Raw genomic sequence first — 16,784 nt, forward strand, 5'->3', positions numbered from 1 at the left:
TACAAAAGTGGCAGATATTTCCTTTAGTAAAAGTACACGTATTGCAAGGTTTGTAAGTAAATTAAGCAAGCGGCTTTTCTTTTTTGAAAGAAGAGGCTTACTAACGCCTAAGGCTGTAATTAAAAATGAGTACGGAATAAAAATGGGTAAGGTAGAAGAAACAAAACCGGGCACTGGTAAAGGCTATGTGGAGTTAAACGATAAAAAATATTTTTTTGTTTATAACGAGAATAATAATGGCGAGGTGGTACTTTATGACGAAGCCATGCAAAACAATTTACTCACCTGCAGTTTCAATTCCATTGCAAACAGTTTTTCTAAAACAAGATCTTTGCTGGATACTAAATTCCCCAGTTTACTGATGGTGCTTTGCTGGTACGTTTTTCAGCCGCAGGCTGTTATTGTTACAGAGGCCGTTGCCTGATTTTTTATTTAATATTGATATAATACCCCCTTAATAATTACTTTATGTTACAGGTATTTCTTTGCAAAACCTCTGTAAATGAAAATTATTATCCTGCTCACCTGTTGCTTTTTTACAAAGCAAATGTCTTCTCAATCCGATACCGTATCCCCCAACATTTTTATTATTACCACCGATGGCTTTCGCTGGCAGGAAGTTTTTAATGGTGCTGATTCGGTAATACTCCACAATACGCATTATGTAAAAGATACTGCCCTGCTTAAGCAAATGTTTTGGGATACCAATGTGGATGAAAGACGAAAAATGCTGATGCCTTTTGTATGGAAAACCATAGCAAGGCATGGTGCAGTTTATGGCAACAGAAATTATGATAATAAAGTATCCGTAGCTAACCCTTACCGCTTTTCGTATGCCGGCTACAACGAAATTTTTACCGGCTATGCCGACAACTCTATAATTGCCAACCGAAAAAAATATAACAGTAATCAAACTGTTTTGGATTTTTTAAATGATAAGCCCGAGTATAAAAATAAAGTAGCCGCTTTTACCAGCTGGAATTTATTTGAATATATTTTTAATAAAAAAGAAAGTACCATTTATTTAAACAGTGGCTACCAAACTATTGTACACGATTCGCTTACTGATGCAGAAATACTTGCCAATGGAGTGCAGCAAAATGCAGTGAATAATTTAAAAAGCACCAGGAATGATATGCTCACTTTTGTAACTGCAAAAGAATACATACAAACCCAACACCCGAAAGTAGTGTACATTGGTTTTGGCGAAACAGATGAATATGCACATGGTGGCAATTATGATGAGTACCTGCAAAGTGCACATTTATTTGATGAATACCTTTCTCAACTTTGGTATTTGGTAAACAAAGATCCCTTTTATAAAAACAATACCAGCTTTATAATTACTACCGATCATGGCCGTGGGCAAAAACCCAATACCTGGGTAAGGCACGATATGTTTACTAAAGGCAGCAGCAATATCTGGCTGATGACTTTAGGCCCTAAGTTTGAAACTAAAGGTGAAGTAAAAATAAATGCAGCAATTTATAATGAACAGCTTGCACAAACTATTGCCCGTTTACTGGGGTACAATTTTGAACCCCAACATCCTGTGGCTGATGCAGCAATACTATCAGCAGTAAATAAAAGATAATAATATTACGGTAATAGCAGCTTAATAATTTGGTAAACTGTTATAACTAATTTGTGCATCAAAATCTTGCTGATGCAAAACAAATTATTGGAGTGGAATAAAAATAAAATATATTTTACCGGCTTAATAATCGTTTTATTATTAAGTGCTGTCTTTTTAATATTCAATGGTAAAACAGCAGCTTTTATTTCTCTTAACAGCTATCACTCTTTTTTATTAAATGTATTTTTTATAAACTATACTTTTATTGGAGATGGTGTATTTACCCTTTGCCTTATTGCAGCAATGTTTTTTTATTTTAAGAAAAAACAAGAAGCAATGGCCATGTTTTATTCTTTTATAATTTCTACTTTTTTTGTGCAGGTAATTAAAAATATTCTTAATGCCGATGGGCTAAAATTATTTTTTGAAGCAGGACAGTATTTAAATTTTACAGATAGTGTAAGCCTTGCTAATTCCACAAGCTTTCCATCGGGGCACACCGCTGCAGCATTTGCTATAGCTACAGTAATGGTTTTAATGATGAAAAATAAAAGCTGGCAGTTGTTTATTTTAATTGCTGCAATTCTTGTTGGTTATTCCCGTATGTATCTTGCACAGCATTTTTTAATTGACATAATTATTGGCAGTTTAACAGGAAGCTTATCGGGCATTGTTAGTGTATACCTAATTAAAAACAGCAGAGGTATTAAAGGTGCTGTTAAAAAATGGCACCGTATTAATAACATTAAACCGGCTGCACCATCACCCGGTGCAATTCAAACAGTTTAAAATAAATACTTGCTGCAAACGTAATTGCTTTTTATACTAATTAGAAACGCTCACAATATTTTTTAAAAACTGGCTGTACCATCTGCCGGAGTTTTTTACAACTCTTTGCTGTGTTTCAAAATCAACATACACTAAACCAAACCTTGGGTAAAATCCTTCTGCCCATTCAAAATTATCCATCAGTGTCCATACAAAATAACCGTTAACTTTTACACCTTCTTTTTTTGCCAGTAAAACCTGGGCAATATAATCCTGCAAATATTTTACACGTTCGCTGTCGTTAACCATGCCTTCTTCGTGTGCATCGGTAAATGCAGCACCGTTTTCTGTTACAATAATTTCTTTTATTTGTTGGTAACTGCTGTAGCGTTTTAAAGCATTGTAAATACTGGGCGGGTGTATTTCCCAATCCATTAATGTATGTTGTACATTTCTTTTGCTTGCCTTAATAATTTTTGCTTTTACAAAAGGCATCAGCGGCGCATGGCTTACTATTTCCCTGGTATAATTTTGCAGGCCGATAAAGTCCATATCAAATTTCAATTTCTTTTCATCATGCGGATACATAAACCGTTCAATACGTTCTAAAATTTTTAAATCTTTTGTTGGATAACCCAGCCCGAGTAATGGCTCAATAAACATCCGGTTAAGTAAGGCATCTACTTTTAGTGCAGCTTTTAAATCTTTTTCGTTACCGGTTCTGTAAGGCTCTACATGAGAATAAGAAAATGTTGTTCCCACTTTGCAATCACTTCTCAATGTTTTTATAATTCTTCCGCCTTCGGCCTGGCAAAGTGCTGCATGATGTGCAGCTGCTAAAAAACTGCTTAATCCTTTTTTACCCGGTGCATGTACTCCTAAAAAATATCCTGCACCCGTAAATACCATCGGTTCATTTATCACCATCCATCGTTTAACCCTGTCGCCAAAATTTTTTATGCAGCAATCCACAAAATAACTAAACCAATTAATAATTTCCCTGTTGGCCCAACCGCCTTTTTGTTGCAGCTCCTGTGGTAAGTCCCAGTGGTATAAAGTTATCCATGGTTCAATGCCCAGCTCTAAACAAAAATCAATTACTTTATTGTAAAAATCAATGCCTTTAATATTTACGGCGCCAATACCATGTGGTAAAATACGGCTCCACGAAATTGAAAACCTGTAATTGGGAATATTTAATTTATACAGCAGTGCAATATCATCGGCATAATGTGTATAAAATTCACAGGCAGTATTTCCATTATGGTTATTAAATATTTTTTTCTTTTTTTGAGAAAAAGTATCCCAGATGGATAAGCCTTTGCCATCAATATTATGTGCCCCTTCTATTTGATAAGCAGCAGTGGAAACGCCCCATTTAAAATCATCTCCAAAATCATCTTTAGTAAAGAGCATAAAAATTATTCAGCAAGTTTATTTAATATTTTTCCAAGGCTTTTATCCTTTAATTTTTTTACTGAATGAATGGCTTGGCCTAACACAACATTCTTTTGTGCCGGTACATTACCATGTTTTTTTATGATCATATTTATTATTCTTTCGGTACTGTTGGTATAATTTACCGGGATAAATTGTTTACCCTGCACCCACAATGTAATTTTATCCAAATATTTTTTCTTCAGTGTTTTTATAACAGGCAGCCCCATTGTTTTTAATGCTGCCGCATTGCATTGCTGCTCGTACTGGCCCTTCATGGGTATAACCATCAATTTCTTTTTTAAAAACAATGCTTCGGCAGGTGTTTCAAAACCAGCGCCGCATAAAATTCCTGTGCAGTTTAAAAGGCTTTCAATAAATTCATCATTATTTACCGGCCTTATGCAAATATTTTTTTGTTGGTATTCCTTTTTTGAATGTTTGCTGAATACCTGCCAGTTAATATTTTTAATTTCTCCCAATACTTTAATAATTCTTTCGTCGCTGTAGGCAGGTAAATAAACTGTGTAATGGTTTTTATCTTCTGCCTTTGCATTTCTGATCTGATCTCTTATTACGGGTGTAAAAATATTTTTATCGTAAGCCCCAAAATGAAAACCATAAGCTGCTGTTACCGGTGCATAATTATGCAGTACCGCTTTACCAACTATATCTTTATTTTTAGGTTTGGGAGATTTTTTATTTATTACTGCTGCCTGGTGGCTTAGCCCAATGCATTCTTTATGCTTCATCTTACAGGCCCATGCGCTTACGGGTTCAAAATCGTTTATCACTAAATCATATTCTTCAACAGGCAGGCTTTTAATTTCTTTATACAGTTGTTTTAAATTACTTTTTTTATAAGTAGCAATTAAATCAACGCCACCGTTTTTACCAAAAATAAAACTGAGGCCTTTAAATTTAAATTTTACAGGGTAAGGCAGTTCTACATCGGCCTGTATGCCGCTTACCAAAATATCCAGCTCGCCTTTTTGCTGCAGCAAAGGAATAATATCTCTTGCCCTGCTCAAATGGCCGTTGCCTGTACCTTGTATGGCGTATAATATTTTCATCAGTTACGGAGTAGGTTAAATTCTTCCACCATATTATCAAACAGTTTGCTGTTATCTAATTCTTCATCTTCTGCAGCAGTTGTATTCATTTGCAGTAATTCTGCTTCATCAAATTTATAAATTTTCCATACGCTGTTTACGTATTCCAGTGCTGTTAAATTTTCAATCCAGTCGCCGCTGTTGAGGTATATTGTTTTTCCGTGTTCATTTTCTATGGCTCTTATTTCGTGCTGGTGAATGTGGCCGCAAACAACATAATCGTAATTATTGCTTATGGCGATATCGGCTGCAGTTTGTTCAAAATTATTAATAAATTTTACTGCACTCTTTACACTATTCTTTATTTTTTTTGATAAAGAGAGTTTGCCTTTCTTAAATATTTTTTCGGAGATAAAATTTGCAAACCTATTAATGAGAATTAATGTATCGTAACCCACCGCACCCAATTTTGCCAGCCATTTACTGTGCTGCATGGTTACATCAAACACATCGCCATGAAAAAACCATGCCTTCTTATCATTATCTAAATCAAGTATTACTTTGTTTACAATTTTTAATGAGCCCATTTTAAAACCTGCAAACTTCCGCAGCATCTCATCATGGTTACCGGTTACATAATAAATTTTAACTCCCTTGCTCAACCAGTGCATTAAATATTTTATAACCTTCATGTGGGCTTTGGGCCAGTAGCGTTTGCTAAACTGCCAGATATCAATAATATCTCCATTAAGTATTACCGTTTTTGGCTTAACAGTTTTAAGGTAATACAATAGTTCCTTAGCATGGCATCCGAAAGTACCAAGATGTACATCGCTCAATACCAAAATATCCAGCCTGCGCCGTTTTATTTTATCCATTAATGGATTTTATAAAATTTTAGCGCCGGATAAAATGCAGAAAGCATTGGTAAAAAAATTCTTACTGAAAGTTTTAGAAAAAAATATTTAATATTTTTCATGGTGTAAGATGTTGGGGTTAGTAATAATTACAAATTGAAGCAATTACTTTAAACAAATGTTTACGCCTGCTTTAACAGAATGTTACCTGATTGTTACCCAATTGTTACGCAGTATAAATGAGTCATCCAGTTTTTATTTTTTTATTTTTTCCTAATAATAATTATACTAACCGGTAAAAGTAATTAGCTTAATTATTTATTAATACTGGCTTAACATCAGCTTAATACAAAGCCAACAATTTTGCAAAAAATAATTATACCTTTTTAAAAAGCTAACAGCAAAATTAAACGCAGTCATTTTACAGCGGCAGCTGGTTTGCCGCAACATACTGCTATCATCTTTCAAAAAAAATATACAAATGAAAAAAAGAGCAGCAGCATTTTTACTTATTGCTTTTATGGCCTGTAAAAAAAATGACAGTACCCCGCCAGAAATAATTGTAAATGAAGATCCGGCAACTTACAAAGAAATTGCTTCGCTTAACCTGGGTGGTTCAGGTGCTGCAGAAATTACCACATTTGATCCGCAAACCAAACGGTTATTTGCAGTAAATAACGGCACCCTAAATAAAATTGATGTTATTGATATTGCAACTCCTTCAGCCGCCAGCGTTATACATTCAATTAATCTTAGTGCTTATGGTGGCTATGTAAACAGTGTTGATGTAAGTAATGGAAAACTGGCTGCTGCTATTGAAGCTTCCAACAAACAAAACACAGGTAAAGTAGTAATATTTAATACTTCTACTTATGCCGAAGAAAAAATAATTAGTGTAGGTTCATTACCCGATATGGTAATTTACAGCCCCGATGGTAAATACATTCTTACTGCTAACGAAGCTGAACCCGATGCTGCATATACCAACGATCCCGAAGGCACTGTTTCTATAATAAGTGTAGATAATAATTACAGTGTTACCACAATAAATTTTGCTTCTTTCGCATCGCAGTTAACTGCTTTATCTGCTAAAGGCTTTCGTGTTTTTGGACCGGGAAAAGATATTGCTAAAGATGTGGAGCCTGAGTATATCACTGTTTCTTCCGATTCTAAAACCGCATGGGTAACACTGCAGGAAAATAATGCTATTGCAGTTATTGATCTTACTTCAAAAACTATTACAAAAATATTTCCATTAGGATTTAAAGATTATAATATTGCCGCCAACGCCATTGACCCAAGCGATAAGGAAGGTGGCATAAACTTTAACCCATGGAAAGTTTATGGTACTTATATGCCCGATGCAATAACATCTGCAAACTACAATGGCACCACTTATTTATTTACCGCCAACGAAGGAGATGCAAGAGAATACACCGGCTTTAGTGAAATAAAAAGAATAAAAGATATTGCTTTGGATGCTACGGCATTTTCTAATGCAGCCACACTTAAATTAGATGCACAATTAGGCAGACTTAATATTACCACTACTTTAGGCGATACAGATAATGATGGCGACTTTGATGCACTGTATAGTTTTGGTGCAAGATCGTTTAGTGTTTGGAATGGCACCACAGGAGATTTAGTTTATGACAGCAAAAACGAACTGGATGTAAAAGCAAAAGAACTGGGTGTGTATGATGATAACCGCAGTGATGATAAGGGTGCTGAACCCGAAGCAATTACTTTAGGTAAAGTAGGTGCAAAAATAATTGCCTTTGTGGGTATGGAAAGAGTAGATGCAGTTGCAGTTTACGATGTAACTAATCCTACTGCACCTGTTTTTATAAAAATGTTTGCGACAGGCGATGCACCCGAAGGTGTGCTTTTTATTCCTGCATCTAAAAGCCCTATTCAGCAAAGCCTGGTGGTGGTAAGCAGCGAAAATGATGGTGTAATTAAAATATATAAGGCTGATAAACTCTAAAACCACAATAAGTTTTTACAAAAAGAAAGGCACCTTTAAAAATGTGCCTTTCTTTTTTTTAGATCCAAAATTTAATCTTTCTTTTTAGGCAAAGTAAAACCAAATGTAGTGCCCACATCAATTTTGCTGCGTACATGAATGGTTTGGCCATGTGCTTCTACAATATGTTTGCAAATAGATAAACCTAAACCACTGCCACCAACTTTTCTGCTTCTTGCTAAATCAGTGCGATAAAAGCGTTCAAATATCCTGGGTAAATGTTCTTCCGAAATACCAGAACCATCGTCACTTATTTCTATTAAAACAGTTTTACCATCTACCCTGTAAAAACTACTTTCTATTGTACCATTTTGCTTGCCGTATTTTATAGCATTATCCACAACGTTTATAAAAACCTGGCGTATTTTTTCTTTATCGGCATACACCGTTAACGCCACTTCGCAACCTTTTTTTATAATGCATTTAATTTCTTTTTCATCCGCTTTTATTGCAAGTGACTCATACACTTCTTTCAAAATATCCTGAATCACAAAATTTTCCTGGTACAATAACTGCTCGCCGCTTTCTAATTTAGAAATTTCATCTAAATCATCTACGAGGTTTACCAGCCGGTCAATATTACGGGAAGTGCTGGCTAAAAATTTTTTATTTACTTCCGGGTTTTCTAAAGCGCCATTAAGTAAAGTATCTACATAACCCTGTATGGCAAAAATGGGTGTCTTTAATTCGTGGCTCAGGTTTTGTAAAAATTCTTTTCGGTAGGTTTCATTTTGCTGCAGCATTTCTATCTCTTCTTTTCTTTGTTCTGCCCATGCCTCCACATCTTCTCTTACTTCATCAATTCCTTTTTGAGGTAAAATATTTTTATAGTAAAATTCTTCTCTTTTACTGGCTTTGGTTTGATAAATAAGTTTGTAAATCAATTTTATTTTTCGGTAAATAAAAGTTTGCAGTGTGTAAGATATTAATGCAAAGCTGCCCATAAAAATTACAATAAAAGACAAAAGAGCAATCCACCAAACGGGTTTAAAAACAAAAATACCAAATGCAATAGGTATAGATAATGCCAGTGCAGTAAGTGCTGATAATTGTTGCGGCGAAAAGTTTTTTTGAGAGAGCATACCCCTAACCCCTAAGGGGAATTATTTTAGCGAAGATATTTATTATAATTACAACATCAATAACACCGCTTCAGAGGATGGGGGCTAAACTTCAAACTTATACCCCACACCTTTTACAGTGCTGATGCAGTCGAGGTCTAATTTTTGGCGAATTTTGCGGATGTGCACATCAATGGTACGGTCGCCAACTATTACTTCGGTACCCCAAATGGTATTTAAAATTTCATTTCTGAGGAAAACTTTACCCGGTTTACCTGCCAGTAAAGAAAGCAGTTCAAATTCTTTTCTTGCTAAAACTATATCGGTACCTTTAAAATTAATCATGTATTTTTCCCTGTCAATTTCCAAATCGCCAACCTTTAATACTTTAGGGGTATCGTTCGAAAATCTTCTGAATAAAGCATTTACCTTACTCACCAAAACCTTAGGGCTTATAGGTTTGGTAAGGTAATCGTCGGCACCACTTTCCAACCCTTTTACTTCGGTACTTTCATCGCTTAGTGCGGTTAAAAAAATGATGAGGGTATTTTTAAATGCCGGTTGCTGCCGCAGCAGGTTGCAAACTTCCATACCGGTTTTGCCGGGCATCATAATATCCAAAATAATTAAGTCGGGAAGCGTTCGTTTTGCCTTTTCGATGGCTTCATTTCCATTCTTTGCAGTAGTTACCTCAAAACCTTCGGCCTGTAAATTGTACTGAATGATTTCCAGTATATCTGGCTCATCATCGGCAATTAATATTTTTTTAACAATACTCATACGTAAAATGCTGGGCAAAAATACTCTTAATCAATTATCTACAATCAGTTTTAAAGCTTTGCCATATTATCAAATTGTTAAGGCAAACCTGCACTGCAACGGTAAATTAAAATTTTTAAAATATGGTTTTTACAAATCATCTAAAATCTTAAATAATACAGCCGGTACAACCCTAAATAAAATTTCAGCATCTTTGCAGTATAACTATATGATGAAGAATACTTTTTTAATCCTCTTATTATTTATTTGCCGGGCAAATGCCTTTGCTACTTTCGATACTATTAAGCCACCTATACAAAGGCAGCGCTTTCATGATAAAATAAATGAAGAGCAGAAACTACTGGATAAGGCCGATGGTAAAATTGATGGCAAAATGGCTATTTCTTCTAACGAAGAAATTAATCTTGCGGTATCCGATGCCATATTCAGAAAAATAGATGTGCTGCAGGACAGCATTGAGGTTAACGGCAAAATAAAAGCTAACAACGAAAAAGTACGCTACCTTACTTATACCGAAAGTTTAATTAAAACATTTCGTACCAACTGGCAGGCCAATAAAATAAAGCCGGTGTACGCCTCTTTGCTGATTGATAATTTTGAAAAAATAATGTTTGCCACCATTGAAGGCCAGAGTATGGCACCTTATATTGATGCTGTACCCTATGAAGTAGGTAATATTACAGCAGAAATTTTTGTAAGTAATAAAGGCTATGCCCAAAGTAAAAATATTGTTTACTTAAAATATTGTGCATTAAACCCCGATAAAATTTTACAAACTATTGCACCTTATGCTAAAGAAAGTTTTGCCGACAGCCTGGTTACCGCAACCTGCAAAAACGATCCTGCACAGGTGTACAAATACGCACAAGATGCTTCCTCTGTTGCAGGAAAATTAATTCATAATAATACCAGCGCTGTTGTTAAAACGGTCGCTGCATTAAGTACAATGCCTTCATCGCTTTTTTATTTTCCTTTTTTAGATGATATAGTTTCTGGTAAAAAAAATACCGACAGCCTTAAAAAAATAATTGGGGATGGCGAAAAAGGGTACGATAGTTTAGCCTATTACAAATTGCTGGTGCAAACAGAAATTGAGTACAGCAAAAGAATGATTAAAGGCGATACGGCTATGGCATTTTTTGGCCCCAACGGTTTAAGAGATATGCTGCAGCGCAAAGCCATGCAGCATTTTATAATCCCGATAAATGAATTGCACGAAAAGCCAGAAAATGTGCGGATGAAAGCCATTGACTCTTTAACGCCTGTTGACATTTATTACATGATTATAATGGGGGAAAGCGAAATTTATACCAGCAGTTACAAACACAGTTTTAACCGCATGCTGCAGCGCATGGGTAAAAAACCTGCCGCTGATTCTTTGCTGTTAAGTGTAAACTTCGATTATTTTAAAAAGTTTATTAAGATGGCTGCCAATTTTAATAAGCTGGATACTTTTTTAAATTTAATGCCTGCTGCAAGTTCCGAAACTTTAATGAAAGCTTTTGTAGGTAAGCTGGAAGCAACAAAAAACCTGGAAGATGCAGTAGATGTTGCAGACAGTTACAGCAGCATCAGCAATAAAAAATTGCAGGCTAATATTTTAAGTTATGTAAATAATAATGAGCAGCGTTGTATTACCAACAATAATAACCGGGGTAAAATAATTTACAGTTTATTAAAAACAATTTTTCTTTCGGCAGACAGCAGTAATAACATTGACCTGAGTGCAGCAATTGGTATTCCTCCAATTTACTCTATTGAAAATAAAGCATTGATGGATGACAGTGGCCGTATTGTACAACAGGTTTTCTTTTATGGTGATGATGATGGTAAAAAGTTTTTTCCTTCTTATGTAAATTCCTTTTCGGCCAAAGAATGGAAAATGAATAACAGCAATAAAGAATGGGTGGAAATAAAATCAATTAAAGACCCCAAGATTTGGATTTATGTAAACCGCCCCTTAAACAACGATAAAAATTTAGATGACAGTGCACAAATACATTTGAACAGTTATCTTAAAAAAAATAATCTTAAACCTTCCATTGTTACACACCGTGGGCATAGTTACTGGCTCGACCGTACAATGGCACGTATGGCCGGCGATGCAAAAATTGTAGTGCTGGGCAGTTGTGGTGGCTATAAAAATTTAAGCCACCTTATTGATATTAACCCTGATGCCCATATTATTTCTACCAAACAAATTGGCACCGGAAATATTAACCAGATTGTTACCAATACTTTAAACCAAACTTTATTAACAGGCAAACAATTAGTTTGGAAAAACATGTGGGCTAATCTTTCTGCCTATTTTTTAAAACAACCTAAAGAGTTAAAAGAAACCTGGGAAGATTATATCCCGCCTTATAAAAACCTGGGTGCCATCTTTATAAAAGCCTATAATAAAAAAATAGAAACAGAATAATGATTTTCGGTTTCGGTTTTTGATTTTGTCAAAATAAATCTGCAGTAATTTTTTAAACTAAACCCAAAACACTACACCTTAAACGGATTATCTTTGCTTAATGAGTGAGCCGGTTGTTAAAAAAAAGGTATTCAACGTTTCATTACTCCGCAGGGTATTTTATTTTGCAAGACCATACAAAAATAAATTTTATGGTTCTTTGCTGCTGTCTGTTGTACTGGCAGTAATGGCACCAATACGGCCATTTTTAATTCAGCTTACTATTAACGATGGCATACAGGGAGATACCGCCGGAAATTTTATGAAAGGTCCGGGAGGTTTTATAATTGAAGTAACTATAATACAAATTGTATTACTCTTAATTGAAACCATCTGCCGTTTTTATTTTACATTTTCCACTGCATCGCTGGGGCAAAGTGTTGTAAAAGATTTAAGGGTTACAACCTACAAAAAAATCCTTCACCTTAATTTAGGCCAGTTTGATAAAACCCCCATTGGCACATTAACCACACGTACCATAAATGATATAGAGTCTATCAACGATGTTTTTAGCGATGGGCTGATTCCAATAATTGCCGATCTGCTTTCCATCATTTCTGTGTTAACCTACATGTTTATTGTAAACTGGCAACTAACTTTAGTTTGCCTTGCACCATTTCCTATATTAATGATCGCTACTTATTTTTTTAAAGAAAGTGTAAACAAATCTTTTATAAGGGTGCGTAATGCTGTAGCAAATTTAAATGCATTTGTACAAGAGCATATTACCGGTATGGCGGTGGTGCAGGCTTTTGCTGCCGAAAAAAGGGAGTTCAATAAATTTAATGCCATTAATAAAGAACACCGCAATGCAAACATAAAAGCCATTTTTGCATACTCAATTTTTTTTCCAATTGTTGAATTAGTGATGGCTTTATCAATTGGTTTGTTAGTGTGGTGGGCTGCAAAAGATGCAATTGGCCTTTCCGAAAAAGAAAGAAACGAAATTTCCGGTATCATTACTTCGTTTATCATTTGTTTAAATTTATTATTTCGTCCCTTACGTGTAATTGCCGATAAATTTAATGTGCTGCAAATGGGCATGATTGCCAGCGAAAGAGTTTTTAAAGTGCTGGATAATGAAGACAGCGCTGTTAATGATGGCAACCACACTCCTGTTTCTATACAGGGTAAGGTAGAGTTTGATAAAGTTTGGTTTGCTTATATTGATGAGCAGTATGTATTGAAAAATATTTCTTTCACAATTAATCCTGGCGAAACATTAGCAATTGTAGGCCATACCGGCAGCGGTAAAACATCCATCATAAGTTTATTAAACCGTTTGTACCATATACAAAAAGGCAGTATAAAAATTGATGATAAAAATATTGAAGCCTATCCTTTAGATACTTTAAGAAAACAAATTGGCGTAGTACTGCAGGATGTGTTTTTATTCAGCGGTTCGGTAGTGGATAATGTTACACTTCGTAATCCGGAAATAAAAAAGGAAGACGTTATAAACGCAGCCAAACTTATCGGCATACATGATTTTATTATGCAGTTGCCCGGCAATTACGATTATAATGTAATGGAACGTGGCGCTACTTTATCGCTGGGCCAGCGGCAGTTGCTGTCTTTTGTAAGGGCATTATTATACAACCCATCTATTTTAATTTTAGACGAAGCCACTTCTTCTGTAGATACTGAAAGCGAAAATTTAATTCAGCATGCAATAGATACTTTAATAACCGGCCGCACTTCTATTGTAATTGCACACCGCCTGAGCACCATACGCAAAGCCAGTAAAATAATGGTGCTGGATAAGGGAGAAATAAAAGAAATAGGCACCCACGATGAACTTTTAGCTAAACAGGGTTTTTATTACCAGCTGCATAAAATGCAGTTTGACAAGAAGGTGAAAATGGTTTAAATTGCACTATGCGTTCGCAAAATAAAAACAATATAACGTTAAATAAATATTGGCAAAAAGCTGATGAACAGTTTGCATTAGCTGAAAGAAAAAATATTGTAGAAGCTATCAGTAAATCTGATACGGAGAAATTTTACCAATTTACCAGAATGATGCGTATCACCAACACCTTAAAAAAGGCCAAGATTTCAGCCAACAAGTAATTATCATTTCATGGATATTTTAGATGAATCGCTTTTGCAATTCTGGAAATCCCTCAACCAACACAAGGTTTTTTACATTATGGTTGGAGGCTTCGCAGTAAACATGCATGGTTTTACACGTTCAACTAATGATATAGACCTTTGGCTAAAAGATACTCTTCCCAACCGGAAAAATTTCGGAAAAACTATGAGTGAGTTTGGGTACGATGGTTTATCATGGAATAAAATGCAGTTTGTCCCGGGCTGGTCAGATTTTAAAATTGGCCCAGGCATTCAATTAGACATAATGACTGCTATGAAAGGGCTGAATGAAATTAGTTTTAATAAAGCTTATAGCTTAGCAAAAATTGCAATAATTGAAGAAATGAAAGTTCCCTTCCTGCACATCAACCAATTAATTGCAAATAAAAAAGCGGTAAACCGTCCCAAAGACCAGATAGATGTTATTGAACTGGAAAAAATTGTAAAAATTCAACAAGAACTTGATAAAGACAATAATCCTTAATTAATTCTTCTTCAATTTTTAATTTTCCCTGTGCCGCCTTATCTTTGCGGCAAAATTAGGGATGGGTATGCTTCAAAAGTGTTTAAAATCTTTACTGGTACTGGCTTTCAGCCTTTTTTTAACTGTTTTTGCAAACAATGCTTTTGCAAGCGGCGAACCGGAAAATGAAGGCAAGGGAAAGTTAAATATGAAAGAAGTAATATTCGGTCATATTATGGATGGCCACGAGTTCCATTTTTTTAACGCCTCCCTCCCTTTACCCGTAATATTATACTCTCCTCAAAAAGGTTTTTCCACTTTTATGTCGTCTGCTTTTCATCATGGGGAGCATGAAGTGGATGGTTATAATTTAATAAAAGGAAAGGTTGTACCAACCGATCCAACAGTTAAAGTGTACGATTTTTCTTTAACCCGTAATGTAGTGCAAATGCTTTTGGCTCTAATAATTTTGGTTTGGATAATGGTGAGCATTGCAAAAAAATACACCACTGGCCAAGGCGTAACGTCTGCACCAAAAGGAATGCAAAGTTTACTGGAGCCTGTAATTACATTTGTAAGAGATGAAGTAGCAGTGCCTAATTTGGGTTATAAATCCGCTAAGTATCTTCCTTATCTATTAACCATTTTCTTTTTTATTTTAATCAATAATATTTTCGGTTTAATACCGGGCACGGCAAATGTTACGGGTAATATTGCCTTTACTGTAGTGCTGGGTGTTATCTCTTTTGTTGTTACCATTGCCAGCAGTAATAAACATTACTGGGCACATATTTTTAACCCGCCGGGAGTGCCATTAGGTGTAAAGTTTATTTTAGTGCCGGTGGAATTTTTGAGTATGTTCTTAAAGCCTTTCTCATTAATTATTCGTTTGTTTGCTAACATGGTAGCAGGGCATATTATCATTATCTGTTTAATTTCATTGATATTTATTTTTGGAGAAAAAATGGGCACAGCCGCAGGCTGGGGTGCTTCTCCTTTATCAATAGCATTTACCATTTTTATTTATTTTATAGAAGTATTAGTGGCGTTTTTACAGGCGTTCATCTTTACCACACTTACTGCAGTTTTAATTGGCGGTGCAATAGAAGGCGATCACAGCAACGATGACAGTCATCATGCTAAACACGACCAGGTATATGATGATGCCATTATAATTTAGGAATTATTAATTAACAATAAACCAAGTAACATGAACTTAGGATTAATTTTACTGGAAGGCATTGCAAATGCAGGTGGCGCCGTAGGTGCTGGTCTTGCCGCAATGGGTGCAGGTATTGGTATTGGTCAAATTGGTAAAGGTGCAGTAGAAGGTATTGCCCGTCAGCCAGAAGCCACTAATGATATCCGTGCTAACATGATTTTAGCTGCTGCCCTTGTAGAAGGTGCTGCTTTATTTGCTATCATCGTGGGCTTCCTTGCAATGGTTTTATAAAATCGTTGCCAACTTTTTACTGCATCCAAAGCACAGGGCGGAGGATGCAGTATTTTAAAGCCCCTATCCCCTAAAGGGGGAAATGTGGTTAATCAGATTTTTGATACTGGCTTTTGTACTAATTCAACAATAAAACATTGGAGTTAAGATAATAGTCATAAGCTTTAATAATTTATAACATGGAACTTTTATTACCGGAAATTGGTTTACTTTTTTGGACGCTTTTAGCTTTCCTTATTGTGTTTTTTATTCTAAAAAAATATGCATGGCCTGCTATTGTAAAAGGATTGAACGACAGGGAAAATTCTATTACCGAAGCATTGGCTACCGCCGAAAAGGTAAAGTTGGAAATGGCACAAATGAAAAATGATAACGAAGCTTTGCTGGCAAAAACCCGTGAAGAAAGAGGCATTATTTTAAAAGAGGCTAAAGAAATAAAAGATAAAATTGTAAACGAGGCTAAGGAAGAAGCCAAAGCAGCCGCTGCAAAAATTATGGCCGATGCACAGTCAACTATACAGCAGCAAAAGATGGCAGCACTTACCGATTTAAAAAATCAAATTGGTAATTTAGTAATTGAAACCAGCGAAAAAGTTTTACGCAAAGAATTAAGTAATAAAGCCGAGCAGGAAAATTATATTAAAGTGCTGGCATCGGAAGTGAAATTAAATTAGGAGCAGCCCCTATCTCCGCCAGCTGGCGGAGGAAATGGAGGCGATCATATTTTATATTTAAGTTTTAACCATCAGTATTTTT

At 35.4% G+C, this 16,784-nt stretch carries 15 protein-coding genes; 10 read left to right on the forward strand and 5 right to left on the reverse strand.

The window, feature by feature from the left end:
• The 3 genes from ACY65O_RS05270 to ACY65O_RS05280 all read left to right on the forward strand — a co-directional run.
• Positions 1-424, forward strand: a 424-nt coding sequence (locus ACY65O_RS05270; protein WP_462219802.1) for a hypothetical protein, incomplete at its 5' end; no start/stop codon positions are given.
• Positions 425-502: 78 nt separating this feature from the next.
• Positions 503-1,594 carry a hypothetical protein gene (locus ACY65O_RS05275; RefSeq protein WP_462219803.1) on the forward strand — a complete coding sequence of 364 codons (1,092 nt, stop codon included), beginning with the start codon at positions 503-505 and terminating at the stop codon, positions 1,592-1,594.
• A gap of 72 nt (positions 1,595-1,666) precedes the next feature.
• Positions 1,667-2,365 (forward strand): phosphatase PAP2 family protein, encoded by a 699-nt coding sequence (locus ACY65O_RS05280; protein ID WP_462219804.1) that lies wholly within the window; start codon positions 1,667-1,669, stop codon positions 2,363-2,365.
• 36 nt (positions 2,366-2,401) lie between these two features.
• On the opposite strand, the gene ACY65O_RS05285 is transcribed toward ACY65O_RS05280, so the two are convergent.
• The 3 genes from ACY65O_RS05285 to ACY65O_RS05295 are packed head-to-tail and all read right to left on the reverse strand — an operon-like array spanning position 2,402 to position 5,711.
• Positions 2,402-3,760: a GH1 family beta-glucosidase gene (locus ACY65O_RS05285; protein ID WP_462219805.1), complete on the reverse strand. Its 1,359-nt coding sequence runs from the start codon at positions 3,758-3,760 to the stop codon at positions 2,402-2,404.
• A 5-nt stretch (positions 3,761-3,765) separates the two neighbouring features.
• Positions 3,766-4,854 (reverse strand): glycosyltransferase family protein, encoded by a 1,089-nt coding sequence (locus ACY65O_RS05290; protein ID WP_462219806.1) that lies wholly within the window; start codon positions 4,852-4,854, stop codon positions 3,766-3,768.
• A complete protein-coding gene (locus ACY65O_RS05295) occupies positions 4,854-5,711 on the reverse strand; it encodes a UDP-2,3-diacylglucosamine diphosphatase (RefSeq protein ID WP_462219807.1) in 858 nt (285 codons plus the stop codon). The genes ACY65O_RS05290 and ACY65O_RS05295 overlap by 1 nt, the downstream gene beginning before the upstream one ends.
• Before the next feature lie 460 nt (positions 5,712-6,171).
• Here ACY65O_RS05295 and ACY65O_RS05300 point away from each other — a divergent pair, with 460 nt between their 5' ends.
• Positions 6,172-7,677, forward strand: a complete 1,506-nt coding sequence (locus ACY65O_RS05300; RefSeq protein WP_462219808.1) for a choice-of-anchor I family protein — start codon at positions 6,172-6,174, stop codon at positions 7,675-7,677.
• A 71-nt stretch (positions 7,678-7,748) separates the two neighbouring features.
• On the opposite strand, the gene ACY65O_RS05305 is transcribed toward ACY65O_RS05300, so the two are convergent.
• The gene (locus ACY65O_RS05305) at positions 7,749-8,798 is read right to left on the reverse strand and encodes a sensor histidine kinase (protein ID WP_462219809.1); all 1,050 of its coding nucleotides are present in this window, start codon (positions 8,796-8,798) and stop codon (positions 7,749-7,751) included.
• 84 nt (positions 8,799-8,882) lie between these two features.
• Positions 8,883-9,557, reverse strand: coding sequence for a response regulator transcription factor (locus ACY65O_RS05310; protein WP_462219810.1), 675 nt, complete (start codon positions 9,555-9,557; stop codon positions 8,883-8,885).
• Between the two features lie 7 nt (positions 9,558-9,564).
• On the opposite strand from ACY65O_RS05310, the gene ACY65O_RS05315 reads away from it, so the two are divergent.
• The 6 genes from ACY65O_RS05315 to atpF all read left to right on the forward strand — a co-directional run bounded on the left by ACY65O_RS05315 (position 9,565) and on the right by atpF (position 16,702).
• Positions 9,565-11,979, forward strand: coding sequence for a hypothetical protein (locus tag ACY65O_RS05315; protein ID WP_462219811.1), 2,415 nt, complete (start codon positions 9,565-9,567; stop codon positions 11,977-11,979).
• Positions 11,980-12,079: 100 nt separating this feature from the next.
• Positions 12,080-13,888, forward strand: coding sequence for an ABC transporter ATP-binding protein (locus ACY65O_RS05320; protein ID WP_462219812.1), 1,809 nt, complete (start codon positions 12,080-12,082; stop codon positions 13,886-13,888).
• A gap of 282 nt (positions 13,889-14,170) precedes the next feature.
• The gene (locus tag ACY65O_RS05325) at positions 14,171-14,596 is read left to right on the forward strand and encodes a hypothetical protein (RefSeq protein WP_462219813.1); all 426 of its coding nucleotides are present in this window, start codon (positions 14,171-14,173) and stop codon (positions 14,594-14,596) included.
• A gap of 67 nt (positions 14,597-14,663) precedes the next feature.
• The gene (gene atpB / locus ACY65O_RS05330) at positions 14,664-15,755 is read left to right on the forward strand and encodes a F0F1 ATP synthase subunit A (RefSeq protein ID WP_462219814.1); all 1,092 of its coding nucleotides are present in this window, start codon (positions 14,664-14,666) and stop codon (positions 15,753-15,755) included.
• A 30-nt stretch (positions 15,756-15,785) separates the two neighbouring features.
• Positions 15,786-16,028, forward strand: coding sequence for an ATP synthase F0 subunit C (gene atpE / locus ACY65O_RS05335; RefSeq protein WP_462219815.1), 243 nt, complete (start codon positions 15,786-15,788; stop codon positions 16,026-16,028).
• Positions 16,029-16,207: 179 nt separating this feature from the next.
• Positions 16,208-16,702, forward strand: a complete 495-nt coding sequence (gene atpF / locus ACY65O_RS05340; protein WP_462219816.1) for a F0F1 ATP synthase subunit B — start codon at positions 16,208-16,210, stop codon at positions 16,700-16,702.
• The last annotated feature ends 82 nt before the right edge of the window (positions 16,703-16,784 follow it).

Origin of the sequence: Ferruginibacter sp., assembly GCF_031430955.1 — a bacterium.
GTDB lineage: Bacteria > Bacteroidota > Bacteroidia > Chitinophagales > Chitinophagaceae > Ferruginibacter.